The organism is Pseudoalteromonas sp. SG43-5, assembly GCF_014164345.1.
In the GTDB taxonomy this organism is placed as follows: Bacteria; Pseudomonadota; Gammaproteobacteria; order Enterobacterales; family Alteromonadaceae; genus Pseudoalteromonas; species Pseudoalteromonas distincta.
The window spans coordinates 14,781-41,014 of sequence record NZ_JACJFA010000020.1 but is presented as its reverse complement, the minus strand read 5'-3'; the positions used below and the strand labels follow the sequence as shown (position 1 = coordinate 41,014).

27 protein-coding genes are annotated in these 26,234 nt (G+C 38.7%); 16 read left to right on the top strand and 11 right to left on the bottom strand.

Annotated elements, in window-relative coordinates; genetic code table 11:
- Positions 1–77: 77 nt before the first annotated feature.
- A complete protein-coding gene (locus tag H5161_RS17035; RefSeq protein WP_182748491.1) occupies positions 78–1,100 on the top strand; it encodes a hypothetical protein in 1,023 nt (340 codons plus the stop codon).
- A gap of 4 nt (positions 1,101–1,104) precedes the next feature.
- Here the strand turns inward: H5161_RS17035 and H5161_RS17030 are convergent, their stop codons facing one another.
- Positions 1,105–1,347 carry a hypothetical protein gene (locus tag H5161_RS17030; RefSeq protein ID WP_007583900.1) on the bottom strand — a complete coding sequence of 81 codons (243 nt, stop codon included), beginning with the start codon at positions 1,345–1,347 and terminating at the stop codon, positions 1,105–1,107.
- A 195-nt stretch (positions 1,348–1,542) separates the two neighbouring features.
- Between H5161_RS17030 and H5161_RS17025 the strand changes: the two genes are divergently transcribed.
- Entirely contained in the window at positions 1,543–1,992 is a 450-nt protein-coding gene (locus tag H5161_RS17025) for an isoprenylcysteine carboxylmethyltransferase family protein (protein ID WP_007378935.1), read from the top strand.
- Between the two features lie 94 nt (positions 1,993–2,086).
- Here H5161_RS17025 and queC read toward each other — a convergent pair whose 3' ends face one another.
- Entirely contained in the window at positions 2,087–2,743 is a 657-nt protein-coding gene (queC, locus tag H5161_RS17020; RefSeq protein WP_002960416.1) for a 7-cyano-7-deazaguanine synthase QueC, read from the bottom strand.
- A gap of 145 nt (positions 2,744–2,888) precedes the next feature.
- Here queC and queE point away from each other — a divergent pair, with 145 nt between their 5' ends.
- The 4 genes from queE to H5161_RS17000 all read left to right on the top strand — a co-directional run bounded on the left by queE (position 2,889) and on the right by H5161_RS17000 (position 6,459).
- Complete coding sequence (queE, locus tag H5161_RS17015; RefSeq protein ID WP_024591014.1) at positions 2,889–3,554, top strand: 7-carboxy-7-deazaguanine synthase QueE; 666 nt, start codon at positions 2,889–2,891, stop codon at positions 3,552–3,554.
- A 226-nt stretch (positions 3,555–3,780) separates the two neighbouring features.
- On the top strand, positions 3,781–4,524 hold the full coding sequence (locus H5161_RS17010; RefSeq protein WP_182769738.1) for a class I SAM-dependent methyltransferase: 744 nt from the start codon (positions 3,781–3,783) through the stop codon (positions 4,522–4,524).
- 454 nt (positions 4,525–4,978) lie between these two features.
- Positions 4,979–5,695 carry a hypothetical protein gene (locus tag H5161_RS17005; RefSeq protein WP_182769737.1) on the top strand — a complete coding sequence of 239 codons (717 nt, stop codon included), beginning with the start codon at positions 4,979–4,981 and terminating at the stop codon, positions 5,693–5,695.
- Between the two features lie 242 nt (positions 5,696–5,937).
- Positions 5,938–6,459 carry a GNAT family N-acetyltransferase gene (locus H5161_RS17000; protein ID WP_182769736.1) on the top strand — a complete coding sequence of 174 codons (522 nt, stop codon included), beginning with the start codon at positions 5,938–5,940 and terminating at the stop codon, positions 6,457–6,459.
- 509 nt (positions 6,460–6,968) lie between these two features.
- On the opposite strand, the gene bcp is transcribed toward H5161_RS17000, so the two are convergent.
- Positions 6,969–7,448, bottom strand: coding sequence for a thioredoxin-dependent thiol peroxidase (gene bcp, locus H5161_RS16995; RefSeq protein ID WP_002963124.1), 480 nt, complete (start codon positions 7,446–7,448; stop codon positions 6,969–6,971).
- A gap of 11 nt (positions 7,449–7,459) precedes the next feature.
- The gene (locus H5161_RS16990) at positions 7,460–7,993 is read right to left on the bottom strand and encodes a glycine cleavage system protein R (RefSeq protein ID WP_182769735.1); all 534 of its coding nucleotides are present in this window, start codon (positions 7,991–7,993) and stop codon (positions 7,460–7,462) included.
- A 358-nt stretch (positions 7,994–8,351) separates the two neighbouring features.
- On the opposite strand from H5161_RS16990, the gene bamC reads away from it, so the two are divergent.
- Together bamC and H5161_RS16980 are read left to right on the top strand one after the other, a co-directional pair.
- Entirely contained in the window at positions 8,352–9,413 is a 1,062-nt protein-coding gene (bamC, locus tag H5161_RS16985; protein WP_039487313.1) for an outer membrane protein assembly factor BamC, read from the top strand.
- Positions 9,414–9,479: 66 nt separating this feature from the next.
- The gene (locus H5161_RS16980; RefSeq protein WP_138489349.1) at positions 9,480–10,850 is read left to right on the top strand and encodes a YjiH family protein; all 1,371 of its coding nucleotides are present in this window, start codon (positions 9,480–9,482) and stop codon (positions 10,848–10,850) included.
- Between the two features lie 53 nt (positions 10,851–10,903).
- Here H5161_RS16980 and H5161_RS16975 read toward each other — a convergent pair whose 3' ends face one another.
- Together H5161_RS16975 and H5161_RS16970 are read right to left on the bottom strand one after the other, a co-directional pair.
- Entirely contained in the window at positions 10,904–11,050 is a 147-nt protein-coding gene (locus H5161_RS16975; RefSeq protein ID WP_182752782.1) for a DUF2897 family protein, read from the bottom strand.
- 89 nt (positions 11,051–11,139) lie between these two features.
- The gene (locus H5161_RS16970) at positions 11,140–11,676 is read right to left on the bottom strand and encodes an acyloxyacyl hydrolase (protein WP_182672816.1); all 537 of its coding nucleotides are present in this window, start codon (positions 11,674–11,676) and stop codon (positions 11,140–11,142) included.
- 245 nt (positions 11,677–11,921) lie between these two features.
- Here H5161_RS16970 and H5161_RS16965 point away from each other — a divergent pair, with 245 nt between their 5' ends.
- Together H5161_RS16965 and H5161_RS16960 are read left to right on the top strand one after the other, a co-directional pair.
- Positions 11,922–12,515 carry a phospholipid-binding protein MlaC gene (locus H5161_RS16965; RefSeq protein ID WP_024595677.1) on the top strand — a complete coding sequence of 198 codons (594 nt, stop codon included), beginning with the start codon at positions 11,922–11,924 and terminating at the stop codon, positions 12,513–12,515.
- A 357-nt stretch (positions 12,516–12,872) separates the two neighbouring features.
- The gene (locus H5161_RS16960) at positions 12,873–14,210 is read left to right on the top strand and encodes an ankyrin repeat domain-containing protein (protein ID WP_039487320.1); all 1,338 of its coding nucleotides are present in this window, start codon (positions 12,873–12,875) and stop codon (positions 14,208–14,210) included.
- A gap of 80 nt (positions 14,211–14,290) precedes the next feature.
- Here H5161_RS16960 and H5161_RS16955 read toward each other — a convergent pair whose 3' ends face one another.
- Genes H5161_RS16955 through H5161_RS16935 form a run of 5 tightly spaced genes read right to left on the bottom strand, consistent with a single transcriptional unit; the run spans position 14,291 to position 17,810 of the window.
- Entirely contained in the window at positions 14,291–14,734 is a 444-nt protein-coding gene (locus tag H5161_RS16955) for a DUF2069 domain-containing protein (RefSeq protein ID WP_154903427.1), read from the bottom strand.
- Positions 14,731–15,285, bottom strand: a complete 555-nt coding sequence (gene wrbA, locus H5161_RS16950; RefSeq protein ID WP_002961459.1) for an NAD(P)H:quinone oxidoreductase — start codon at positions 15,283–15,285, stop codon at positions 14,731–14,733. The genes H5161_RS16955 and wrbA overlap by 4 nt, the downstream gene beginning before the upstream one ends.
- Positions 15,285–15,632 carry an arsenate reductase (glutaredoxin) gene (gene arsC, locus H5161_RS16945; RefSeq protein ID WP_024595681.1) on the bottom strand — a complete coding sequence of 116 codons (348 nt, stop codon included), beginning with the start codon at positions 15,630–15,632 and terminating at the stop codon, positions 15,285–15,287. The genes wrbA and arsC overlap by 1 nt, the downstream gene beginning before the upstream one ends.
- A gap of 53 nt (positions 15,633–15,685) precedes the next feature.
- Entirely contained in the window at positions 15,686–17,143 is a 1,458-nt protein-coding gene (locus H5161_RS16940) for a M48 family metalloprotease (protein ID WP_039487326.1), read from the bottom strand.
- Between the two features lies 1 nt (position 17,144).
- On the bottom strand, positions 17,145–17,810 hold the full coding sequence (locus H5161_RS16935) for a hypothetical protein (protein WP_024597628.1): 666 nt from the start codon (positions 17,808–17,810) through the stop codon (positions 17,145–17,147).
- 145 nt (positions 17,811–17,955) lie between these two features.
- On the opposite strand from H5161_RS16935, the gene H5161_RS16930 reads away from it, so the two are divergent.
- The 6 genes from H5161_RS16930 to pgl all read left to right on the top strand — a co-directional run bounded on the left by H5161_RS16930 (position 17,956) and on the right by pgl (position 26,136).
- Positions 17,956–18,174 carry a sulfurtransferase TusA family protein gene (locus H5161_RS16930; RefSeq protein ID WP_002961455.1) on the top strand — a complete coding sequence of 73 codons (219 nt, stop codon included), beginning with the start codon at positions 17,956–17,958 and terminating at the stop codon, positions 18,172–18,174.
- Positions 18,167–19,243 (top strand): AI-2E family transporter, encoded by a 1,077-nt coding sequence (locus H5161_RS16925; RefSeq protein ID WP_024606584.1) that lies wholly within the window; start codon positions 18,167–18,169, stop codon positions 19,241–19,243. The genes H5161_RS16930 and H5161_RS16925 overlap by 8 nt, the downstream gene beginning before the upstream one ends.
- A gap of 135 nt (positions 19,244–19,378) precedes the next feature.
- Positions 19,379–21,634, top strand: coding sequence for an aminotransferase class V-fold PLP-dependent enzyme (locus H5161_RS16920; protein ID WP_182769734.1), 2,256 nt, complete (start codon positions 19,379–19,381; stop codon positions 21,632–21,634).
- A 400-nt stretch (positions 21,635–22,034) separates the two neighbouring features.
- Entirely contained in the window at positions 22,035–23,681 is a 1,647-nt protein-coding gene (pgi, locus tag H5161_RS16915) for a glucose-6-phosphate isomerase (RefSeq protein WP_182769733.1), read from the top strand.
- Positions 23,682–23,950: 269 nt separating this feature from the next.
- Positions 23,951–25,423: a glucose-6-phosphate dehydrogenase gene (zwf, locus tag H5161_RS16910; RefSeq protein WP_182696114.1), complete on the top strand. Its 1,473-nt coding sequence runs from the start codon at positions 23,951–23,953 to the stop codon at positions 25,421–25,423.
- 2 nt (positions 25,424–25,425) lie between these two features.
- Complete coding sequence (gene pgl / locus H5161_RS16905; RefSeq protein ID WP_182693523.1) at positions 25,426–26,136, top strand: 6-phosphogluconolactonase; 711 nt, start codon at positions 25,426–25,428, stop codon at positions 26,134–26,136.
- The last annotated feature ends 98 nt before the right edge of the window (positions 26,137–26,234 follow it).

The following is a 26,234-nucleotide window of genomic DNA, read 5'->3' as shown; positions in this document are numbered from 1 at the left end:
TGTGATCTAATTACGACATTGACGACGTAATGTGTTCATAGTTTATATCGCACTACGCGAGTTTATTTGGTTTATTTATGTCAGATAACAAGAGTCACATTAATCATTTGCTTAGCAATGAGCAAAAATGGCAACACAGTTACGAGCAACCTATTTCTTATGCACCCCTGGTGCAATTGGCTAATAGTAATTGGGTGGTGCCACAGCATTTTTTACGTTACAAGCACACGCTTCAAAGCGTAAACGAAGTACTTGAGAGTATTGAGTTTTCGGCTCACTTTAGAGTGCTCGCTGCACAAAAAGGTGAAGAGATTTATCTGCAAGTAGCAGTGCTGAGCCCTGATAACTACCAAAAAAGCGCATCTACTAATGAAGCCAAAGCTAAAAAACTATTATTTGGCAGACGCTGGATTGTAGAGGAAAACCTACCTACTTCAGAACTTATCCAAACTGCATTTTTAGCGTTAAAAGTAGCGCGAGAACATGAAGTAAGAGAGCTTTTTCAGTTAATGCAAAGCGGCGCAACAAGTACGCCATTTAATAACCATCACGACTTACCTGTAATGGCGCAAAACCCTGAACTTGTTAAAAGCGAAGCGGTTACAAGTAACGTTGACGAAGTGCTTAAACGTATTGTATTTGCAGGAAAAAGTATTGAGCTTAAAAGTCAGCAGCAAGTAGCCGAGCAACATTTATATACTGTTGAGCTGTTGTGTGAGGATTGCCAGCTTAGCGAGTTTAATAAAAAAACAATTGCGTTTTTAACAGCAGACTCATCCGCTAATAGTTTTTTACACGGCTTAATTGCGGCATTGGTGGCCACAAGTAATGACTACGTAAACGAGCAGTTTAAATACAAAGGTTTTGCCCGCTTTAGTAAGCACGTAGTGGTTGAACAAGTAGGTAATCTAAGTATCGCTATGCGCTCGCCAAGTACCGTAGGGCTTTGCTCTATGGGTAAGCAACATGCTAATCAGTTAAATTTTGAGATAGACAGTGGGCGAGCACCACAGGGCTGCGGGCAAGCTATTGGTGGGTTTTTAGCTGCTCACGGCATTGAGCAGCCAGAAAATGCGCATTTATATCCAAATTACTTATAAAAACTTAAAGTTTATTAATTTCATCTTTAACGCTAAAGCTTGAATCGGTAACAATAGCCTCAAGTGTTTGTACACGCTCTTTTAATGCAAGCACTTGTGCGTTTGTTTCAGCTAGTTGTTTATGGGCATCGCTGTTGTTGTTTTGCATTTTATGCTTAAATTCAAGATGCTTTTTATACATATCGTAAACTACTCCTGAGCCAACCGAAATTAGCACAATAAGTACAATCATCGTAGTTCCAGACATAATCTCATTCCTTATCATTTTATTATTCGTTTATGGTTAAAGTATAACCTTTAAGCGCTTTTGATAAAGCTGACAATTGTAACTTAATTTGTATAGTTTACTTGGCGTGTTCATAATTCATACATTTTTTATATTGTTTAATGGAGATAGTGCCTCCATATAATAAACATACTTTAGCCAATACAGAGAGTTGCCATGTTAAATAATAAAATTCCACCGGTTATCGTTGTGCTGTTTTTTGCAGGCATAATGGCGCTTATTGCGCATTACAGTGTTATTGATTTCACCGCCTTTATTACCTACCTAGCAGCAAGTTTGGTCATTATCGGGTGTGTTTTTTGTATTGCAGGGGTAGCGAGCTTTAAAATAGCAAACACCACAGTAAACCCAAATAAACCTGAGCAAGCATCAAAACTTATTACGAGCGGCATTTATAAAATTTCGCGTAACCCAATGTATGTGGGTTTTGCATTTATTTTAGCAGGGTGGGGTGTTTGGTTAAGTTCCTTGTGGGCGCTTTTATGTATTATCGGGTTTATTGCGTATTTAACGTTTTTTCAAATAATACCCGAGGAGCGTGCGCTCACTAAATTATTTGGCGAAGAGTTTACCGCTTACAAAGCGCGCGTAAAACGCTGGCTGTAATCAATATCATTGACTTAAAACGTGACAAACAAAAAAGGCTATCGATGATAGCCTTTTTTTGTTTGCAGCAATTGTATTACTAATTAATTGCGGCTTATTCGTATTCTAACGGGTCTGTAATGTTATTTAGTGCAAATGCTTCAAGGCGTTCTTGGCACGCGCCACATTTACCACAGGCCTTTTCACGGCCGTTATAACAGGTCCACGTTTGGCTGTAATCTAAACCCATTTCAATACCGTCGGTCAAAATACCAATTTTAGTATTATTTAAATACGGGCTAAAAATTTCTACCGCGTCGTAGTTAGCAATACGACACACATCATCCATTTTTTGCACAAATTCAGGACGGCAGTCAGGGTAAATAGCATGATCCCCAGAATGAGCGCCGTAATAAACTTGGCTAGCTTTAAGTGATACCGCGTAACCAACAGCAAGCGAGAGCAAAATCATATTACGATTAGGCACAATCGTACTTTTCATGCTTTCTTCTTCGTAGTGGCCTTCAGGTACGTCAATATCATCAGTAAGTGATGAGCCACCAATAAGTTGGTTAATCGCCGAAATATCAACAATTTTATGTGGAACGTTTAATTTTTCACACACACTTGCTGCTACTTTAAGCTCTTTTACATGACGCTGACCATAGTCAAATGAAAGGGCATATACATCATGGCCTTGTTGCAGGGCTTTATTTAATACGGTAAATGAGTCCATACCGCCGGAATAAATAACAACTACTTTTTGCGTCATATCTGTTTTGCTCTTAGTTTTAATAGAGGTTTATATCAGGGCGCGATATACTACACGGCCGCAGCTTAAATAACAATTTTTGCACAGCGCTTTTTGGTTTTTTAATAGTAGCAATTTGGCTGCTAGGTAGTAAGTGAGATCTCTTTTGTACAAAATTAATGAAGTGTTTGAAACCATTCAAGGTGAAGCTAGCTTTACTGGCACACCCTCAATATTTTTACGTTTGCAAGGCTGCCCAGTAGGTTGCTCTTGGTGCGACACCAAGCAAACGTGGGATGTTGATAATGTATATAAAGTATCGCTGGATGAAACCGTAGAAAAAAAAGCCGACTCAGATCATTGGGCTAACGCCAGTGCAGAGCAAATTTTAGCGCTGTTTCAATCACGTGGTTATACCGCAAAGCATGTTGTAATTACTGGCGGCGAGCCATGCATGTTTGATTTAAATCCAGTCTGTAACTTATTACACGAACACGGTTTTAGCACACAAATAGAAACCAGCGGCACGTTTGAAATACTCGCCCCAGAGCAAACATGGGTAACGGTATCGCCAAAAATCAATATGCGCGGCGGCTATGAAGTACTTACCAGTGCAATGAAGCGTGCCAACGAAATTAAACACCCCGTTGCCATGCAAAAGCATGTAGAAGAGTTAGAAGAATTATTTGCTAAAACAGGCGTTAACCCTAAGCTTGTTTATTTGCAGCCAATTAGCCAAAAAGTATCAGCAACAAAATTAGCAATCGACACCTGTATTGCCAAAAACTGGCGCCTATCAATACAAGTACATAAGTATTTAGGAATTAGTTAAAGCCAGCTTAAAGTTATATTACGTATGTTGGGTAGAGCGAAGCTAGACCCAACAAATCTCCACTTCCGCACCATTTTCTAATAACGTTTCATAATATTTAAATACGTAGGTCGGATAAGCGAAGCACCACCCGACAACCTTAAAGCTCATATCTTCTTCGCTAATAGCCATAATTAGTTTACTATGCGCGACTTAAAAATATTCCACTACTTACTACTAGGCTTATATGTCCGTAAATGCGCTTTACACCGACCTTTCTGATTACTACGACTTAATGTGTGCAGATATTAATTATCAAGCCCAAAGCAATTCTATTCACAGGCTGCACCAAATTTTTGGTAATGGCGCAAATACCCATCTCGATTTAGCGTGTGGCACCGGCCCGCATGTACGCCACTTTATTGATTACGGCTATAAAAGTAGTGGGCTTGATTTAAACCAGCCAATGCTCGATAAAGCAAAAGTTCGTTGCCCAGAAGCGCAATTTTCGTTGCAAAACATGAGTGAATTTAAGGTCGCTGAGCACGTGGATTTAATTACCTGCTTTTTGTATTCAATCCATTACTGCGACGGCATTAATAAGTTAAAAGAGTGCCTTGCGAGTGTGCATAGCGCATTAAACGTAGGTGGAATATTTTGCTTTAACACGGTTGATAAAAACAAAATCGACAGCGATTCATTTGTAGAGCACACAGCAACAAGCGAAAATAGCTTCTTCACATTTCGCTCTGGTTGGCATTACAGTGGCAGCGGCAGTAAACAGTTATTAAAACTCAGCATAGAAAAAACCACCGCAGATAAAACACTCGTATGGCACGACGAGCACCCAATGGTTGCTTTTAGTTATACCGAGCTTAAAGAAGCCCTAAAGCCGTACTTTGAATTCCACATATTTGAACATGACTACGACAAAATAACCCCATGGGCAGAGCGCTCAGGCAACGCCATTTTTGTCTGCGTAAAAATTTAAGTTAAACACTCATCAAGAAGAGATACAAGTTTGGGTAGAGCGTAGCGAAACCCAACGAACCTCCAATACCCACACCCAATAACCCCGCATTATATATTTGAAAGCGTAGGTCGGATAAGCGAAGCGGCATCCGACACAGTAACTTATTTGAGTCTCGGCGAATATAAACAGCTAATTAATTATTAAGTCAAGATTTGACGCTCTGGTTTATAAAAAGTAATTACTGATTAGTTATAGTATGTGAAGTCAATATTTGATCTTTTTAGTTTTTTGTAATGACTCATTTAATTGCTTATGTACGAGTAACGATATAAAAAGAGATGAAGGCTTAGCCCTAAAAAGCAAGTTTACTGATAAAGTTTTATGCGTTTAATTAAAGTGGCTGTTGGTTTAGTTTTCTGAAGTTATCTGGTGTTCCAGATAAAATAACTATTTAAGGGAATTTAAGAATAATATGACTGATAAAAGTAAACTTATAGGTATCGTTATTTTGGCTGGATTGCTCATTTTTGCCATTTTATTTTCATGGGTGTGTAGCCTTGGAATTGGGTTTGGCGGAACAACAGAGACGTGGTCTCATTTCGGTAGTTTCTTTGGAGGTGTATTAGGGCCGATTCTTGCTTTTTTCTCATTTATTGGTGTTATCTATACTGTTTATCTTCAGTCTAAAAGTAATAAAGAACAAGCAATTGCGAATAAAAATGCTGCGTATGATCGACTTGCTTCAGAGCTTCTTCAAAAAGAGGCGCAAGTAGAAACAAGAAAATTATTTGAACAAAGAGTTGCACATGAAAAGCAAGTCAGCTTACAAAAATTTTTGACGAGTTCTTTGAATGATTTAGAGCACGCAGGTTGCTTAGTAATGAAGGATATAAATGTACTATCAGGGCAACCTATTTTAGGTCCTAATTACAATCCATACTATTGGAAGTTAGTGTCATTATCAAACTCTTTGGAATATTCTATAAAAAATATAGAATCTGGTTATGGGGAAGTAATTTATATTTATTTAGCTAGTTGCTGTAGTCAGCTTTATAATCTTTCGAATAATATAAAAATTAAGAAAAATACTTTTTATAATAATCCAGCAGAAATAGATGAGGCTTTGAAGAATTTAGATGAATTTGAAGCTAAGTTGAAAACTACCTTAAAGGGGTTAAGAGATAAATAATTTTTTACCGTGGATATTTTGCTGCTGGTCTGTCATCAGTACTGGCCGCTTTTATACATGCTTTTATTTAATCAAAGTTTGAGTAAATAACATAAAAAAACGTTGCGCTAGAGCAATACTTGTCTGTGTCTTTTTAATAGATCAAAGGCTATTCAGCCGTTAAATGAGTTTGGGGCGACTTAAGAGTGAGCTGTAGTCTTAAACTTACAACTATAAAAATTAATACTCACAAGGAAGAACACTTGCATATCCAAATTGCAGAACACATTAAGCTAGCTCCTTTAGTGGAAAGCGATGCTGCGGACATTTTAAAGACTGTTAATTTAAGTCGGGCAAGTTTAGGTAAGTTTTTGCCTTGGGTAGAAGGGGTAAATAATATTGAATCAGCTAAAAAATATATACTCGACAGAGTCAACAGCGGGCTAAATGGTTCGCGGTGGTTTAAAATTTATTATAAAGATAATCTGAGTGGCATTTTTGCAGTTAAGTCTATTTGCCCTGAGTTAAAAGTAGCGGAGCTTGGTTACTGGTTAAGTATTGACGCACAAGGAAATGGTATTATCAGTCAAGTAATCGCAAGAGTGCCGATCATACTCAAAAATACAAGCGCTAAAGTATTTGAGTTTAGATGCTTAGAACAAAATGCAGCTAGCATTAAAATTGCTTTAAAATCAGGTGCAAGTTTAGTTGGTACTATTTTAAACTTTGTATCGGTTGATAATACAATTCAGCAACTTAATAATACCAAGTGGATTTGTGAATAACGCATATACCACACCCTCCAGTAATAACTCCGTCTATTTAATTACTTTTCTCATCAATTTCTTTCCCGCAATTATAACAATTGTTAGTGGGGAGCTTATAACTAGAAATAGAGCGCATTACTTGGTTTTTCTTACAGGCAGGGCAGGCGTAATTAATTACAGAGATTATAAGCGCAATAGCAAAAACAAAACTACCGATATAAAACGGGTTTGAGTAAAATTGCATACTTGGTTCTGAAAAGTTAAAACCGATAATACAGATGATTAAGGCAGTTAAATAAAGTTTAAATTTTAGGCTTTTATTCAAGGTTTAAATATCCAATTGGCAAGGTGCTAATAATAAGTGCTTTGGCAGTTTTAACAAATTATTTACTAAATTACTAATTAAGTTTTTATATAGCGCAAATGTATAGGCATAAAAAAAGCGTTGCCCTTGAACAACGCTTTTCTGTATTTGTCTAATAGCTGGTAGCTAACTTACTCAGCCGCTAGCTTACTCTGCAGCAAGATTATTCCGCCGCTAAGTAATCCAAAACCACTTGATGGTGATCTTTAGTTTTAAACTTATCAAATAGGTGTTTTATTTTACCGTCTTGGCCTACTAAAAACGTTAGGCGGTGAATACCATCGTACTCTTTACCCATAAACTTTTTGTAGCCCCATACACCAAATGCTTCAGCAATGGCGTGGTCTTCATCGGCTAATAAATCAAAATTAAGCTCTTTTTTAGTTTCAAAGTTTTTAAGGCGCTTAATTGGATCTGGGCTAATACCTACAACGCGGGTGTTAAATTTAGCAAGCTGTGCTTGCTCATCGCGGAGGTTTTCGGCTTGTACAGTACAACCCGGCGTTGACGCTTTAGGGTAAAAGTACACAAGCACTTGTTGCTCTTTTAACAGCTCGCTTAATGTTACTGTTTCGTCGTTTTGGTTTTGTAGGCTAAAAGCGGGTGCAGTATCGCCAGCTTGTAATGGACTAATTGTGTTCATGTTTAGCATCCTTAACGAATTCGTTTAAAAATATAATCTACGTTTAGTGTGTGAGAAAGGCTCTCAAAACTAATTTTAAATTGATCTATATCTACATCAACAGGTATGTTGAATTCAAGTTCACAACGCATTTTAATGTTGTCTTCTTGGGAATAAGTGTCTGACTTAAGTGAGCAAATACTAATATTATTGTCGGCAAAAAAGCGCGTTACTTTGCTCAATGTACCAGGGGTGTCTATGCCTGTGTATTCTAGTGTGTAACCTGCACAAAACTCGCTAGGAGTATGACTTGCTGTACGCTTCATCATGGTTAGCAGGCCAAGTACCATGGCTTTAGTGGGCAGTACGTGTTCTATGCGGCTTATTGCCGACATGTCCCCGCTAAGTAGCATTATAAAGGTAAATTCGCAGCCTAAAATAGCAATACGGCTGTCAATAATGTTGCAGTGGCAATCGCTAACCAGTTGGGTTAGTTCACTTACTATACCGGGTCTGTCTTCGCCAATCGCTGTTAAAACAATTTGATGATTTGAAAATGCAGTCATGAGTTCAAATACCTTGTTACTTGGATTATATCAACCGAGTTGGCAACACCAAAAATACACACGAGAAGTTGCACGGCGGCGAAGTTTAACACAAAAAGGGCTCTAAACTACAGCACACGCTAATTAAGCGCTTTTAAAGTGCGGTGTTTCTTGTTTTTACTGGCACGGGAAAGTACCATAGCTAAAATTTGCTTATTTGCGCTTAGTTGCTTACTAAGTTGAAGTGCTGAACTTTATTGCATTTAGGCAGCCAAATAATAAATGTAAAGTTAATATTGATTTTACACTGAACCAAATCGGTATTACCCACTCATATATTTGTTAAAACAATTAAAGGGTATGCTAAGGAGAAATATCTGTGCAGTATTGGATCCCAAAAGCACTTGCAGTAAGTGTATTGGTAAGTTTATCAGGGTGTAGTGTATTTATTAATAAGGCACATGACGAGCGTAATTATCGTACGCATGAGCCTGTAAAAGCACCAGCGTCGTTATCTCAACCAGCTCAAGACCCAGTTTATAAAATGGATGTAGGTCAATACGACAATAATCCTGAAGCTACAAATTACCGCCCACCGGCACAAGTATTAACAATTGCGAAAGGCAGTTGGGTAGAAGAGACAGATAAACAAGCGCGTATTTATTTTGATAAAAATGATGGCATTGCTGATTTAGATGAGTTTCTTTGGGATACGATTAAATCTGTCCTAGCTGATAATAATGCAGGAACTACTAAAGAAGATAAGCTACTTGGTATTATTGAAACTGATTGGTACTCAATCATTAAAACCGAAGAAGGTTTTTGGTGGTGGGGCGATGAAGTTAACGATGATTTAGAAAAGTTTAGGTTCACTATTGAAGAAAAATCACATCAACGCACTGCGTCTTTACGTGTAGAGCTGATTGATTTTAAAGGTGATAAAACGCTAACAGACTTACTCAAGCAGCAGCTAGAAGTACGTGCGCTTAACCAAGTAGTAAGCGAGTTTGATTACCGTTACCGTCAACTTGAAGTTGATATGCGTAAACGCCAAGGTATTATTTCTCTTGAAATGGGCTTTGATAATAAAGGTAATGCAGCACTTGTAACTGAGCAATCTTACGACGCTGTGTTTGACCGTTTCTCTGGGTTTTTAGAGCGCTTGTCGTTCTCTATTGTTGAAATTAACCCAGATACGGGCTTAATTACTGCAGATTATACTAAACCAGAAACAAGCGTTTGGGATTCAATTTGGGGTGATGACGTAGCTCAACTACCTATTGATGAAGGCCAATACCAAATTTTAGTAAGTAAAACTAAAGAAGGCGGTACTAGCTTAACGTGGATGGATGATAAAGGCGAAACGCTTGAGCCAGGTACTATGAATGGTTTACAACAAGCATTAGAAGCAGCACTCATTCAGCGCGGCATTAAAATTTAAATAATAATAAGTTTTACCACAAAAAGAGCGCTATGCTCTTTTTGTGGTTTTTATAGGTTAAACAATATGTCTCAGCTACCTGAACGTTCACACTATACGTGGCGCACTTGGTTTACTTTTTTGGTTCCTTCGTTAATTGGTGTGTTTTTATTTATGACACCCATTAGTACTTCGCAAGGGATGACCATTCCTATTGCAGTTATGGCAAAAGCGGTTCAAGCAATGATGCTTGGCTCTGCTCAAGCAATTATTACCCTCATTATTTGTATTACAGGGGTTATTTCTGTAATTACTAAAGTGTTTAAACCCGCCGCTATATGTAACTCACCTTTGTTAAAGCATTTATTTGATGTGAGCTGGACATGGCTGGTGGTACGCTTATTTGGTATGGCGTTTGGTTTAATGACGTACTTAAGCCTAGGCAGCGAGATGATTACCTCGGCCAATACTGGCGCGCTGGTATTAAATGACTTATTGCCTGTGTTGTTTTCGGTATTTATTTTAGCGGGCTTATTACTGCCGCTATTAATTAACTTTGGTCTATTAGAGCTTGCTGGTACGTTAATGACCAAAGTAATGCGCCCTGTATTTGGTGTACCAGGCAGAAGCGCGGTAGACTGTACTGCGTCGTGGTTAGGTGATGGCAGTGTGGGTATTTTGATGACTGCAAGGCAGTACGATCAAAAGCATTATACACAACGCGAAGCGGCTATTATTGGTACTACGTTTTCAGCGGTTTCAATTACATTTAGTTTAGTGGTGCTTGGGCAAGTTAAACTTGAATACCTATTTGCACCGTTTTACGCAACGGTATGTTTAGCCGGTATTGTTGCCGCTATTATTGTGCCGCGATTACCGCCACTGCGCTTTAAAAAAGACTTACTCATTGATGGCACTGAGCCAGATAGAGACGCTGAAACAATTCCGGGTCATAAAACTTTATTTGGCCATTCATTAGATGTTGCACTAGCTAAAGCAGATAACTCAACGGGTGTTAAAGGCACTATAAAAGAGGGCGTACATAATGCGCTTGATATGGTGTTTGGTGTGTTACCAGTAGTAATGGCGGTAGGCACATTTGCACTGATCATTGCTGAGCATACGCCTATATTTCAGTATTTAGGTATGCCGTTTGTGCCATTTTTAGAGCTATTGCAAGTACCCGAAGCAGCCGCTGCGTCGCAAACTATTATGGTTGGTTTTGCTGATATGTTTATTCCGTCAATATTAGCAGCAGGGACTATTGAAAGTGATGTAACGCGCTTTATTATTGCCGCAATGAGTGTAACTCAGCTTATTTATATGTCTGAGGTGGGTGCACTTTTACTTGGCAGTAAAATACCGGTAAACATTTTAGAGTTGTTTATTATATTTATTTTGCGAACGCTAATTACTTTACCTGTTATTGCGCTAATGGCGCATTGGCTCGTAGGCTAAATTAACGAAAATATAATTAAGCGAATTGATATTATTGAAAAAGCCCTGATTAATCAGGGCTTTTTTGTGTCTGTTGTATTTTTTATATTGGCGTTGGGTTTTATAAACTCCTGTTTTGCAGAGAGCTTAATTAGCGCAATGTTACCAATGATAATGGCAAATACAACGGCGACAATAATTACAATATGCCAAGTTTGCATCGCAGTATCACCTAATCTTTAGTACGTTTAAGTGTGACCGCTTTGCACTATAACAGCAATTAATTTACTCAAAAATACAATCAATAACGTTAAAAACGTCTCGCTACCGAAAGCGTTAAAAAGTTAAGCCCAGGGTTTGGCTCTTTAAAGCCTGCGTTTGAATAGTGAATAACGCGAAGGGCAACGTTAGTATGGCCAAAATCGGCTACAAGGCCTATGCGGTCTTCAAACTGGTAGTGAGTACTTATGTTTTTACCGGCAAACTGCGTTTCATCAATCAGTGATACACCAATGCCTGCTTCTACATAAAATGGGGTGTTGTTAAAACTAAAAGCAGGAAATTGCAGTACAGGTGACATAGCAAGTACTAGGTTTGATTGTGTTTCATCGCCGTGGCGGTATTCCCACATGTTTACGCTGGTTTCAAAGTAAAAGCGTGCATCACCAATAAGGTTTTGCATACCAGGTGCATGATACTGATACGCAAGCTTAACGCCGTTTACGTTACCTTCGCCTTTGAGAAAGTCAACGGCATAACCGTGGTCCGATTGAGCAAAAGCAAGCTTGCCAAAAAGTGAAACTACTAATACAAAAGAGATAATAAGTGTTTTAAGTGACGTTTTCATAGGTGCCAAATGTTTGTTTGATTTAAGCTGATAACTAAATGATAAGGGCGGCCTGTAAACAATTACAATGAGGACAAAATGCCGGTTGTATATGAGCTGTTAATGGAGTTTTCTAACCGCTTGAATTTATTTTATTTATTCGATTGGTGCTAATTGGGCATTAATAAGTTGCTTATTTGTGCCTTTTTTATTGCGTATAGTTCGCGTAAATTACAGCCATCTTAATCACACAGACATATACAATTATGAAACTCTTTAAACTATTCGTTTTAGCCACTGCTTTTTTTAGCAGTTCGTTATTTGCACAAGCTCAGCAATCACCAGATCAGTTACTTGAATCGGTAGCCGACAAGCTTTTTGCAGATATTGGTCAAGTGAACTCAAAAGGTACAGCCAGCAAAGACGCGATGGCTGCCATTGTTGAAAAACGTTTAATGCCACATATTGACGTTAAGTTTGTGTCGTTTAAATTATTAGGTAAACACATTAAAGGTATTGAGCGCGAGCAAGCTGTTCAATTTATAGATGCAGTAGAGCATTACTTAACAGGCACATACGCCGGTGCACTAATGAAGTATACGGGTCAAAAAGTAGTATTTGAGCGTAATAACGCAAAAAGTGACTCTGAATACGCAACAGTTAATACGCAAATTATTGAGCCAAATGCGCCTACTATCGACTTAAGCTTTAAGCTTCGTTTAGGGAAAAACAATGAGTGGAAAGTATACGATATTGTTGCTGAAGGCATTTCACTATTAAGTGCTAAACAAAAAGAGATTATTCAACGCATTTCTGATGTGGGTTTAGAGCAAGTTATTAGCGAGTTAAAAAGTAAATAGACTATTTGTCTGGCTCTGATTAAGCCCAACTCCAACCTCAAAAACGGCCAATTACTTATGTATTTGGCCGTTTTTATATTTTTGCTAAGGACAATACCAATCCACAGTAATACTTAATCATTTAGAACAACTAAATAACGAAATTTTTGCTTTGCTATCACATGGTTTTCTACCTCAAAATAAATCACTTAATTAAGCGAATTGGTATAATCCTAAAGGATTGTTGTTATAGCGTAATTTTGCGCTAGCAGCAAAACAAAGGTGTGCTAGAATATCGGCACTTTGATTAAGCGTGGTGTCAGCTTAAAACTGATATAACTTACCACCCCCAAGCCACACTGGAGTTGTGTTGTTTTAATGGAAAATGTACTGATTTGGCCAAAGGAATACCCATTACTTATTAAAGGACTGGTAGAACAAAACGGTGCCTTTATTTTAGATGCTTTGGAAGCTTGGCCTGCTTGTCGTTCTACAAATGAAGACGATGGTGTATGCACCACCGTGCTGCCACCTATTTATTATTTGGCATGGCTAACCCCGCTGGAGCCATTTGAAGAATGTTACTTTCAACATATCTCTGAATATGACGAAGACGCACAAGCGTATATTAGTGCGGTTAAAAGCCATTACTACGATAATGAATACACCCCTGAAAGCTTAGTGCTTATGCTGTGCCAGCGCCTTGAAAAATACGCAAGCGTGGCTGCACAAAATACCATAGATACGCCACTGTCTTTAGTTGATTTATTTTTTAGTAAACGCTACTTCACCTTAATTGAGCATGCGTTAAATAATAAAAGTAAACTCTCGGCAAAGGACACATTAGCGCTTTGGAAAGAAGTTGATTTTAGAGAGCGCCTAAGTGCGTTTATTCCAGAGTCTATTGCTGATTTAGATACTCTCTCTGAACTTGCCAGCGAAAAAGTAGCTGCGGGTAAAGACTATTTTACGCTGCTTACGCAGGTTTCTCCTGATGTTGACTCTGTTGTATTGCTAGAAAAAGCTTTGCTTACTCATTTACGTAAAAAAACAGCTAAGCAAACAATGGCTATGCGTTTTATTGAACAAGGCGCTACAGGTGTGCTTGCTGATGAAAACAATAAAACAGCTTTTATGTGGGCGGCCGAAAAAGGCTTTGTAAATGTGGTTGAAACGCTACTTGCAAAGCAAGACAAAAAAGCGACAGATAACTTAGGTAATACTGCACTTCATTATGCTGTGTTTGCTAAAAATGAGTCGTTAATGGTGCTGCTTATTAAAGCCGGATACGATTTTAGAGCACGTAATAAAGAAGGTTTAAGCTGTTACCGTTTAGCGGTGAGTATTAAAGCTAATAACTTAGTTAAATGTTTAGAGCGTGACTTTGGTATTAAAGAACTTTCGCCAGAAGGGCAGTTCGATCGCATTAAAAAAGTGCATGTGCTACATGCTATTGTGACTATATTGCTGCCTTTACAGTTGTTTTTCTTTTTTGATGAAACCCTGTCAATTAAAAGTGAGCTGACGCTGGGTTTAACTATGACTGCAGTGATTTGTTTTTTCTTTGCGACCACTTTAAAACGCTGTGCGCTATATCCACATATTAAACACCCTTGGGGTTTGTTTGTGCTTAGAGGCTTTTCGTTTATTAGCTTAATTGCTCAAATAGGGTTGGCGAGTATTGTGGTGCTAGCTGCCTTGAGCGATTTAGTTTAGCTAGTTTTAAACAATTAATAAAAAACGCGCTTAAAGTAATTTAAGCGCGTTTTTTTGTATATAGCGTTTATGGTTAAGCCTTATTTACCGTGCTCATTTGCTGCTTTTTCTTCAGCTAATTCTTCTTTAAGCTTACGGATTTTTAAACCTTGTTCTTGTCCGCGGTGTCTTGCGTAGTAAGTACAGCCAATAAACATTGAAGAGGCAAACACAAGCTCTAACAACACCCAAATTAATTCATCTGGTGCTGCCCACAGCATGGTAAGCCCGTGGATAAAATAAAGCATTACAATAAAGTTAGCCCACGCATATGTGTATGTGTTGTCTTGAATTATGCCTCTTAGCGGCAGCAGTAAAGGAATGATAGGAAAAAACAATGACACCCAACTAGTATTACCGTCTAGAGGGGGTACAAAATACATCCACAAAGGAATCAGAATAAGTAAACCAACATAGCCAAATAGTGCTGCACGTTGAAATTTTACCGTAATCGGCTTTTTAGCTGGACTGTCAGCTGTATTCATTTAAGTTTTCTCGCAATGTGAGTAAGGCGTTTACCAACGCTTTGGCATATTTTAATTTCGTCTTTGCTTAGCTGTGCACTATTAGCGCTGCCAGCGACGTGTGTTGCACCGTATGGTGTTCCACCGGTTTGTGTTGCAAGTAGTTCGGGCACATCATATGGCACGCCCATAAGCATCATACCGTGGTGTAATAGTGGCAAAGATAAGTTAAGTAAGGTTGCTTCATTTCCACCATGCATGCTACTTGATGACGAAAATACACACGCTGGCTTATCGATTAATTGGCCTTTTAGCCACAAGTCGCTGGTGGTTTCCCAAAAGCTTTTTGCTTGAGAGGCCATCATGCCAAAGCGAGTTGGTGTACCAAATGCTAAACCATCGCAATTTATTAAATCATCTTTGGTGATCACAATATCGTGCGCGTTTTTAGCCACAAAGGTGCGAAGTAGTGCACTAGCACCTTGTTGCTCTATCGACTCTGCTATCTCGTGAGCCATTGCTTCAACTGAGCCATGGCTTGAGTGATAAAGCACCACTATGGTTGCACTCATTATAAAACGCTTAGTACGTTTTCTGGTGGACGACCAATCGCTGCTTTATTGTTATTAACTACGATAGGGCGTTCAATCAATTTTGGGTATTTAACCATAGCGTTAATAAGTGCATCCTCATTTGTTTCATCTTTCAAATTAAGCGCTTTGTAGTCATCTTCTTTTGTGCGCATCATTTCACGTACGGATGAAAAACCAAGTTGGATTACAAGCGTTGAAATTTGCTCGTGAGTAAGAGGGGTTTTTAAATACTCTACAACACTTGGCTCTATCGCTTTACTTTGCAGTAGCGCTAGCGTTTCGCGTGATTTAGAACAACGTGGGTTGTGGTAAATAGTAACAGACATAAAATGATTCCAAAGTGTGAATTGCGTCTATTTTAGGGTAAGCGCTTGCAGACTTAAAGTCTTGCAAGCTCTTTTTGTAAAAGTCGATACTGGGTAAGTAGTGCTTTTAAACGTTGTTGCTTTACAAGTTCGGTTGGCTCTACGAAGTTAAGTGCTTTTTGTACTTCGTCTGCGGCTTTTAAATAAGCACCGTATTGAGCCAATACATCGGCGTTCGCTTCGTGATATGAGGCTAATTTATCTTGTTTTTTATACGCATCAGCAAGAAGTTGCTTGCCTAGGTTATGATCTGGCTTTTCGAGTAAAAAACTCTTCAAAATATTTTCGGCTAGTTCATATTGCTCAGCTTCAAGTGCTGCGTTGGCATAGTTGAGCGTAATTACCTGATTATTAGGGCGATACTGATTTAAATCGGCTAAAAATTTTACGGCTTCATCTGCCTTTTTTTGCGCGATGAGTAAATCGGTATGGGTATCTATATAAAATAGGTTTTTAGGATCGTTTTTTAAAAGCTCATCTAGTATTGGGGCTGCTTCATCAAGCTTTTTTTGATCAAGTAAGCTAATAGCTAAACCGTACTTTAAAGCGGTGTTATCGTAGCTATTTTCGCGAAGTCGTTTTCTAAATAGGTCTTCGGCGTTTTCTGGTTTGTTGTCGTAGCGCGCAAGCACGCGGCTTTTAGCTAAATTAAACTCAAGACTGGCACTCATATGACGCACAGGAAATTGCTCTGCACGCAAACGCACATCTGATACTCGGCTCTCTGGTAATGGGTGAGTAAGTAAAAACGCAGGTGGTTTATATTTATAACGAATTTGCGCGGCAAGTTTAGTTAAAAATTCGCTCGATGCACGGGCATCAAAGCCTGCATTGTTAAGCGTTTGCATGCCTATGCGGTCAGCTTCTTGCTCGGCTGAGCGACTATGCGTTAACTGACTAAAAGCAGATTGTGTTTGGCTGGCAGATATAATCGCAATACCCGCGTCGGGTGCAACAACGGTTGCTAATATACCGGCAATCATACCGGCAATAGTCAGCGCGCTGTTATCTTGTTGTTGCTGTATTCTTCGTGCTAAGTGGCGCTGTGTTACGTGAGCAATTTCGTGACCAAGCACTGAGGCAAACTGGCTCTCGTTATCGGCTTGCGCTATTAACCCTGTATGCACGCCTACATGGCCGCCATAAAAGGCGAAGGCATTTATTTCTGAGTTATTTATCCAAAAAAACGAAAACGGAAAGCGCACGTCATTAGCATTAGCAACGAGTTTACGGCCAATAGTTGTGAGGTATTCATCAAGCACTGGGTCATTTATTACTGGTGATGAGCCTCGTATTTGCATCATCATTACTTCGCCAATGGCTTGTTCTTTTTCGAGTGGCAGTGCTTGTAATGCAGATGTTCCTAAATCAGGAAGCGTAAAGTTAGTTTGCGCTTTTAAAGGTTCGCTTATTAATAAGCTAAACGTAAGCGCAGCACTGCATAAAGTGATAAATGCTGATTTTAGCTGCATTTTATTCCTTGTTAATTTGTTCGCCAATTGCAATTTTGGCTATGTCTATTTCGTCACTGCTTGCACGGCTGTCTTTTTCGCACAATTGGTACAGTTCTTTTATTGTGACTCCATCAAGCTTTACAACGTTCAATTCTCGCTGCAAAAAAGTAATAATTTTATGTACTACTTTGTGTGCATGTAAGATAATGGCTTTATCTGCTTTGTCGCCTCGTTCAAAATAAAAGCCAATAAACTTATGTAACTGACTTATTCTGATCAAGTTTTTCATTGAATGTGGGTCCCACACTCTAAACTCCATAAAGCGATTGTTTTTTATGTATTGATCAACAATAACATCTTTAGCATAAGGCTGTGCCCATAGCTCAAAGCCTCTGTCGGTAAATACTTGGTGCAGCGCAATACGTGGCTTATGTTTGGTATGTATTTCACCTAAGTTATCTTCATAGCCTTCTAATAAATCTAAGTTCCAATTGCGTTTATCTAAAAGTTGTTTAACTGCATTGTCGAACCCATGATCTAAAATTCCTTCTGATTCGCTTATTGATGAGGCAACAAGGTGATAAAAAGGAGGTAGTTCGCCCCAATTAATCTGCTTTTTAAACCAATTAATCTCTTTGAGTGTTGGATTACTTGGTAGTTGCGCTTTATTATGCGTGCCAGGCATTAACTTATCCTTACTGCTAGTTATGTTATAAGGATAAACTATTGCAGGAATTGTTTTAACAAAAAGTTACAATGGTTTGAGTATATAAATACGTAGACCGTAAATATGCGACTTATTATTCATTTACTATACGGATAAAGTAGTTATGGTAGAGCGCGATTTAAAAGAGTTTAAGTGTCCTCAGCAATTTGTGCAGTTCAAGCTTGCGCTACGAAGTGCGCAGTCATCAAAACAACGTATCACTTTTAGTCTTAATAAAGGTGAAAGTGCGAACGACATTGAACGTTTTTTGCAAAAAAATGCTTATAGTTACAATTTTGATAAACAACGTGGGTTGTTATTAGTGGAGCCATTACATGTTTGAATACGTAAAAACATGGTACGAAAGGAAGTTCTCGGATCCTCATTCGTCTACCTTATTATTTTTATTATTGGTATCAGTTGCCTTACTTTACTTTTTTGGCGCGTTAATTGTTCCTGTGCTTGTTGCACTGGTTATCGCTTATTTACTAGATTGGCCGGTTGTTCATTTAGAGCGTGTTGGCTTAAAACGTTTTACTGCAACAATTATTGTAATGTTAATATTTATTAGCATTATGCTCACCCTTATTTTAGTTATTGGCCCAGTGCTTTGGAAGCAAACCAGTAACTTAGTGCAAGAAACACCGCATATGCTAGAGCAGGGGAAGTCTTATTTAATGGCTTTACCTGAACAATACCCAAGTTTAATTAATATAGAACAAGTACAAGCAATTGTTGCAACCGTAGAAGCTAAAATCATTGAGTTTGGTCAAGCGGTATTATCGTTTTCACTTACGTCTTTAAAAGATGTTGTTGCTTGGCTTATATATTTGGTGCTTGTGCCGTTACTGGTGTTTTTTATGCTTAAAGATAAGCTGGAGCTGACAGGGAGTATAGCTAAACTGATCCCGCAGCAACGGCGCTTGATTTTACAAGTGTGGAACGAAATGAACCAACAAATTATGAATTACATTCGCGGTAAAGTATTCGAAATTTTAATTGTTGGTGGTGTGTCTTTCATTGCATTTACTGTTTTAGATTTGCGCTATGCAGCTTTACTTGGTGTGCTTGTTGGCTTTTCGGTATTAATTCCATTTATTGGCGCGGCACTCGTCACTATTCCGGTAGCGGCAGTTGCACTGTTTCAGTTTGGATTAGAAACGCAGTTTTGGACCATTTTAATTATTTATGGAATTATTCAAGCGCTTGATGGCAATGTACTTGTACCGCTGTTGTTTTCTGAGGCAGTTGATTTAAATCCGGTATTTATAATTGTCGCGGTATTATTTTTTGGTGGTTTATGGGGGTTTTGGGGCGTATTTTTTGCCATCCCACTGGCCTCATTAGTAAAAGCGCTAATAACAGCTTGGTCGTCAACGCACGAAGAGATCAGCAAAGAGCTCAGTGAATAGTTAAGCAAACAGACTTTTAGTTTAAAAAAGCATAGTAAACGCACCTCTAGTGCTAATTGATTATTACTCATTACCTGTAAATTTATGTACTATTGGTAATAAGATATATTTTTTAGTAATAAGGTGCGTTTTTTAATGTCTGAGTTTTTATTGCACGATGAGCCAGTAAAACAAGTTTACCTTGATGCAAATGCAACGACCCCTGTGTTGCCTTGTATTGCTGATGTTGTTTCTCATACCATGCAAATATGTTTTGGTAATCCTTCAAGCCCGCACATCACAGGTATTCAAGCCAAGCATTTATTAGAACAAACACGTCAAAAGGCACGCACGGTTATTGGCGCAACTAATGGCGATATCCTATTTACCTCTGGTGCAACGGAGGGTATTCAAACTGCGGTGGTTTCTACATTAATTAATGCTAAAAAGCAGTCTATTAAAAACCCTGTATTATTATATGGCGCTACTGAGCATAAAGCGGTGCCAAATACACTCAAGCACTGGAATAGCGTACTTGACGTTAATGCTGAGGTGCTTGCTATTCCGGTTGATAGTAACGGTATTTTAGATTTAAATTTTATCGCAGAGCATATTAATAACGCTTTGATGATTTGCACCATGGCCGTTAATAACGAAACCGGTGTATATCAAGATTTACCCGCTATAGAGCAGGTAATTCGTAGCCGTAACAAAAATGTATCGTGGATGGTGGATTGCGTGCAGGCACTCGGTAAACAAGCGCTCGCACTGAGTAATACAACTATTGATTACGCTCCTTTTTCGGGGCATAAGCTTTACGCACCTAAAGGTATTGGCTTTTTATATATTCGTAGTGGCAGTGCGTACACACCTTTTATAGCGGGTGGCGGTCAAGAAAGTGGAATGCGTTCAGGCACCGAAAATCTACCCGGTATTGCAGGGTTAAATAAACTATTTAGTATGTTGCTTGATAAATCAGACGATACATTTAAACCAATTAGCACACTAAACTCTTATCGAAGCCAGTTACAAAGCGCGATAAAAGACACCTTTGGCAATATTACATTCAATCATGATTTTGCTTATAGCGTGCCTACTACACTTAACTTTGCGGTAAACGATTTAACGAGCAAAGAAGTGATTGATTTATTTGATGCTGCGGGCATTCGCGTAAGTGGTGGCTCGGCTTGTAGTACGGGCGCATCAACAAGTTTTGTTTTAGATGCAATGGGTGCAAGTAAGTGGCAAAGTGAAAATGCGATTAGGCTATCGTTTGGACCTGCTGCAACACAACACGATATTGATGATGCTTGTGTGCGTATTCGCGCTCTTAAAGCAATACTTCAGGCTAACTGTTTAATTGTATCTGATAGCACTACACCACAACAAGAAGTGTGCGCACTTGGCCTTACTCAGTTTAGGCACCAAGGAGCATGTAGTTGGCTTTATGTAAGCGATGATAAGCGCGCAGTTATAATAGACCCGATTGTTGAGCTTATTCCGCGCTTTGAAAAAATAGCCAATACACAAAACTTAACTATATCAGCGGTGCTTAATACTCATCTGCATCAAGAGCGAGAGTCAGCGACTAATTTATTAACCAGCGTTCTTGCATCAAGAGTTGTAAAAGGTGAGGTTGATGCTTTAGGTTGGCCACTAAATGCAGAAAGTATTAGCTTAGCAAATGACGTACTTGAAAAAGTAGCGACACCTGGGCACAGCAAAGATAGCGTAAGTTATTTATTAAAAAATAGTAATGGCGAAACGCGTTATTGTTTTTGTGGTGATTTAATTTTGCCTGCAGGACTTGGCAATACGTCCCTTACGGGTGGGGATGCAAAAGCAATGGCACGCTCTATTTTAGCAATAAGCGAGCAACTAAATAGCACCAGCATTATTTGCTCAGGGCACGACTACCAACAATGTTTTGCCATGAACTGGGCTGTACAACAAAACCAAACGCCATTACTCAATGCGTTAGTAAGCGGCAGTATTTCAGTTGATGAATTTACAATACAAAAGCAGCAGTACGACGCTTCAAAGCAAGTAAATAACACGCAATTGTGTGGTTATGTAAATGCATTGCCTGAGATTGATACACAGCAATTAAATTTTGATGACGCTAAAGCAATGTTAAACACCAGCGATGTGTATTTAATAGATACTCGGGAGCCGTATGAACATGGAGCAAATAATGTTGCTCAGTTATTTAATACACTTGATGGAAAAACATTAAATATACCGCTTAGCAGAATGGCAAATGCGGTATTTGAAGGGCAGTTAAGTAAAAATAACAACTATATTTTATTATGCCGCAGTGGTAACCGCTCAAAGATTGCTGCGAGCAATTTAATGCAGCTAGGGTACAAAACTGTTTATAACCTAAGTGGTGGGCTAGCGCTTAGTAATTAAGCAAAGATTGTAATTTATACAAAATCGGCTTTAGAGCCGATTTTTTGTTTTTAAGGTTTATTTGTTTGCAAGGCAAACAATTACAGTAATTAGTGAATAACTATGAAAAGTAATTAGCAGCGCTTATAAAAATTCATTAATATTTCATTTTGATTGATTAAGCTATGCCGTTGCCTTTCAAATTACAGGTAAATTAATTTATAAAATTTTTATGATACCGGTGTCAAAAGCTAAAAATTGCGTTATCATCTGCACATAAAATTATAAAAACAGCATTTTTTTTGCATTTTTAGTTATACTATTTGCGCTTTAATTTAGTGTGAATAAGTAGTATTAAGAGTTTTGCTTTTATAAAAAACATTTTTAAATCAATTGATTGAAAAAAATAGAGGATATTTCCATGTCTAACCGAACGCAACTAGCAAGTTGGCAAGCACTAGAACAAAGTGCAGCTAAGATGAAACAAACACATCTAAAAACGTTATTTGCACAAGATGACACGCGCTTTTCTCAGTTTTCTACTCAAGTACCAGGTGTATTATTCGACTATTCTAAGCAACTTGTTGATAATGATGTTTTTGCTAACTTAATGTCGCTTGCTAAAGAATGCGATATTGCATCGTGGCGCGATAAAATGTTTAGCGGTGAAAAAATAAATATCACTGAGGATCGCTCAGTTTTGCATACGGCACTTCGTAATCGTGCTCACACTCCATTAATTGTTGATGGCGAAAACGTGACACAAGCCGTAGACAACGAGTTAGCTAAAATTAAAGTGTTTGTAGAAAAAGTTCGTAGCGGTAAATGGTTAGGCTATACCGGCAAAGCGGTAAAAGATGTTGTAAGTATTGGTGTTGGTGGCTCTAACCTTGGTCCACAAATGGCAACTGAGGCATTAAAAGCACTTGCTGATGATACGTTAAATGTTCACTACGTATCTAATGCTGACGGTGTACAAATTTCGTCTATATTAAAAGCCATTGACCCTGAAACAACATTATTTGTTATTTCGTCAAAAACATTTACTACGTCAGAAACCATGACAAACGCAAAGACGGCGGTTGACTGGTTTTTACAAGCAACAAAAGATGAAAGTACAATTGCAAAGCATTTTGTTGCAGTAAGTACAAATTTAGAAAAAACGGCAGCCTTTGGTATCAGCGACGAAAACGTATTCACTATGTGGGATTGGGTTGGTGGTCGCTTTTCACTTTGGAGTGCGATAGGCTTACCAATTGCTTTATATTTAGGCTACGACGCCTTTGAAGCAATTTTAGAAGGTGCGTTTGAAATAGACGAGCACTTTAAATCAGCGCCGTTTGAGCAAAATATACCATTAATTATGGCATTGCTTAGTGTATGGAATACGAGCTTTTTAGGTTATACAGCGCAAGCTATATTACCGTACGATCAAGCACTGCATATGTTGCCTGCGTATTTACAGCAAGGCGAAATGGAAAGTAACGGTAAACACGTTAACTTTGCAGGCGAAACGGTACCTTATACTACGGTTCCAATTATTTGGGGCATGACGGGTATTAATGGCCAGCACGCATTTTATCAGTGTTTACACCAAGGTAATGTAATTGTACCTGCAGATTTTATTGCATCAGTTAAGCCACAAGTGAATGTTGATAAGCATCACGATATTTTATTATCGAACTTCTTTGCTCAAACAGAAGCGATGATGAGTGGTGTAGATGCAGCGCAAGTTACAGCTGATTTAACCGCTAAGGGTAAATCGCAAGCAGAGATTGATGAGTTATTAAATCATAAAATTCATCAAGGCAATCGTCCTACAACGTCTATGCTATTAGATACAGTAGATGCTAAAACAGTGGGCAGTTTAATTGCACTGTATGAGCATAAGATATTTTGCCAAGGCATTATTTTAGAAATATGCTCGTTTGACCAATGGGGTGTAGAGCTGGGTAAAGGTTTAGCATCTAAAATTGAGAGTGAACTCACTGATGATAGCGTGAAACACGCTCATGATAGTTCTACAAACGGCTTAATGGCGTACTACAAACAAAACCGTACGCAGTAAAAAATTCGCTTACGCAAGTAAGTAAACCGAGTACCTTTGAACGGGTAGCGCTGGAGTGCTTAGGGTCTGTATTTTTGTGAGAGGAGATACAGTGCCCCTAAGGCTCATTTAATAAGCGCAATGATAAACAATAATAATAAATCATCGATACAGAACAATTCAGCAGGCTTTTATTTAAATACAGCTATAAAAGCCATCTAATCTAGCAATAAATAGGCATACCCGCGCATTTACAAAATGTACTGGGTATCACAACGTAGAGAGTAACTATGCTTAATCCTTTTGATATTATAATTTTTGGGGGCGGTGGTGATCTTGCGTTACGCAAATTGCTACCTGCAATGTACAGAGCATATCAAGAAGGTAACTTACCTGAAGGCTCACGTATCCTACCAACAGTGCGCGAAGAATCGAAACGTGCTGAATACATAGAAACAGCGCATAAAGCATTACAAGAATTTTTAAGCAAAGGTGAGTTTAACGCTAAAGATTGGAAAGCGTTTTCTACTTTTTTAGTGCCAGTGGTAAGTAATGTTACAGAAGCAGACGACAACTGGGATGTGCTAAAAGGCATTTTAGATGAGCACGAAAGCACTAAGTCTCGCGTGTTTTACTTATCGCTTCCGCCTGCTGTTTACGGCACATGTTGTGAAATATTATCGACTAAAGGTTTAATTACACCTACATCACGCGTTGTTGTTGAAAAGCCAATTGGTTATTGCGGTGATTCTGCTGAAGCAATTAATGGGAAAATTGCAGAGTTTTTTAATGAAGAACAAATTTTCCGTATTGACCATTACTTAGGTAAAGAAACAGTACAAAACTTAATGGCGCTGCGTTTTTCAAACTCATTGTTTGAAAATATGTGGGATGCTAAATCTATTGATAATATTCAAATTAGCTTGTCAGAAACGGTTGGTCTTGAAAGCCGCGCTGGTTTTTATGATAAAGCCGGTGCACTTCGTGACATGGTTCAAAACCACTTATTACAACTACTTTGCTTAGTTGCAATGGAGTCGCCTAATAAGCTAAACGCTAACAGCATTCGTAACGAAAAACTAAAAGTATTAGAAGCACTTCGCCCGCTTGTAGATGGTGATGTTGATGAAAATATTGTTCGTGGTCAATACGTACCAGGTGACTTAAACGGTAAAATTGTACCGGGTTACTTAGAAGAGCTAAATGAAGGTTCTAGTAAAACAGAAACGTTTGTAGCTATTCGCGCGCATATTGATAACTGGCGCTGGGCAGGTGTTCCATTTTACCTTCGTACGGGTAAACGTATGGCTAAGCGCTGTGCAGAAATTGTGGTTGAATACAAAAAAGTATCTCACAATATCTACGAAGATAACGTGGGCAATATCGAGCCGAATCGCCTTGTTATTCGTTTGCAGCCAGAGGAAACAATTCAACTAACGCTTATGTCTAAGCGCCTTGATAATCTTCAAATGCAACTTGAGCCAGTAACAATGAATATTGAGCTTTCACAAGCTTACAGCAATGGTTTCCATTCAGATGCGTACAAGCGTTTAATGCTTGATGCTGCTGCAAATAACCCATCGTTATTTATTCACCGTGATGAAGTGCGCCAAGCGTGGAAGTGGATTGATCCAATTATTGATAGATGGCAAGGCAAAGGCAAACCTGCGCTTTACCGTTCTGGTAGTTGGGGACCTGATGATGCTGATGAATTATTAGCAGAAAACAACCACGTATGGTTTAACACAGGCGATAAGGTATAAGCATGGCAACATTAGTTGAAAAGTTTTTTGACGATAAAGACGCGTTAACAGCTGAGCTTTCTGCAACGCTTGAGCAATCATTACGTGATGGCATTAAAAACGATGGCCGTGCTGTATTAATGGTGTCGGGCGGCTCGTCTCCTGCGCCCGCTTATAAGCATTTATCAACGCTTGATTTAGATTGGCAACATGTTGATGTTGCTATGGTTGATGAGCGTTGGGTAGATCCAAACCATGAAAAAAGTAATGAAGCATTTATTAAAAGTACTTTATTACAAAATCATGGTAGTGCTGCCAACTTTATTACTATGAAGAACGCTGCAGCAACGGCTCAACAGGGCGCACAAGAGTGTGAAGCGGCTTATAGCGAGCTAAAAAGCCCATATGATGTAACTATTTTAGGTATGGGCCCAGATGGCCATACAGCGTCGTTATTCCCAAATGCAGACGGTTTAGAGCATGGTTTAACAACTGAGCAAACAGTATGTGCGATTAATGCGATACAAAGTGATGTGACGGGTAGTATTACTGAGCGAATGACATTAACTTTAAATGCCATTGCGCAATCTAAAGTGGTTAAGCTTTTAATTAGCGGTGAAGAAAAACTCGCTGTTTATAAGCAAGCAAAAGCGGGCGGCGATGTTAATGACATGCCACTTCGCGCTGTGCTTAATCACCCAAGTATAAATATTGAAGTATATTGGGCGCCTTAATTTAGATGCCAATTTAACTTTTAAAGGCCGCTTATATAAGCGGCCTTTTTTATTTGCTTAAATTTAAGCCTAAACACTGCAAAAAAATAGCTTTGAAC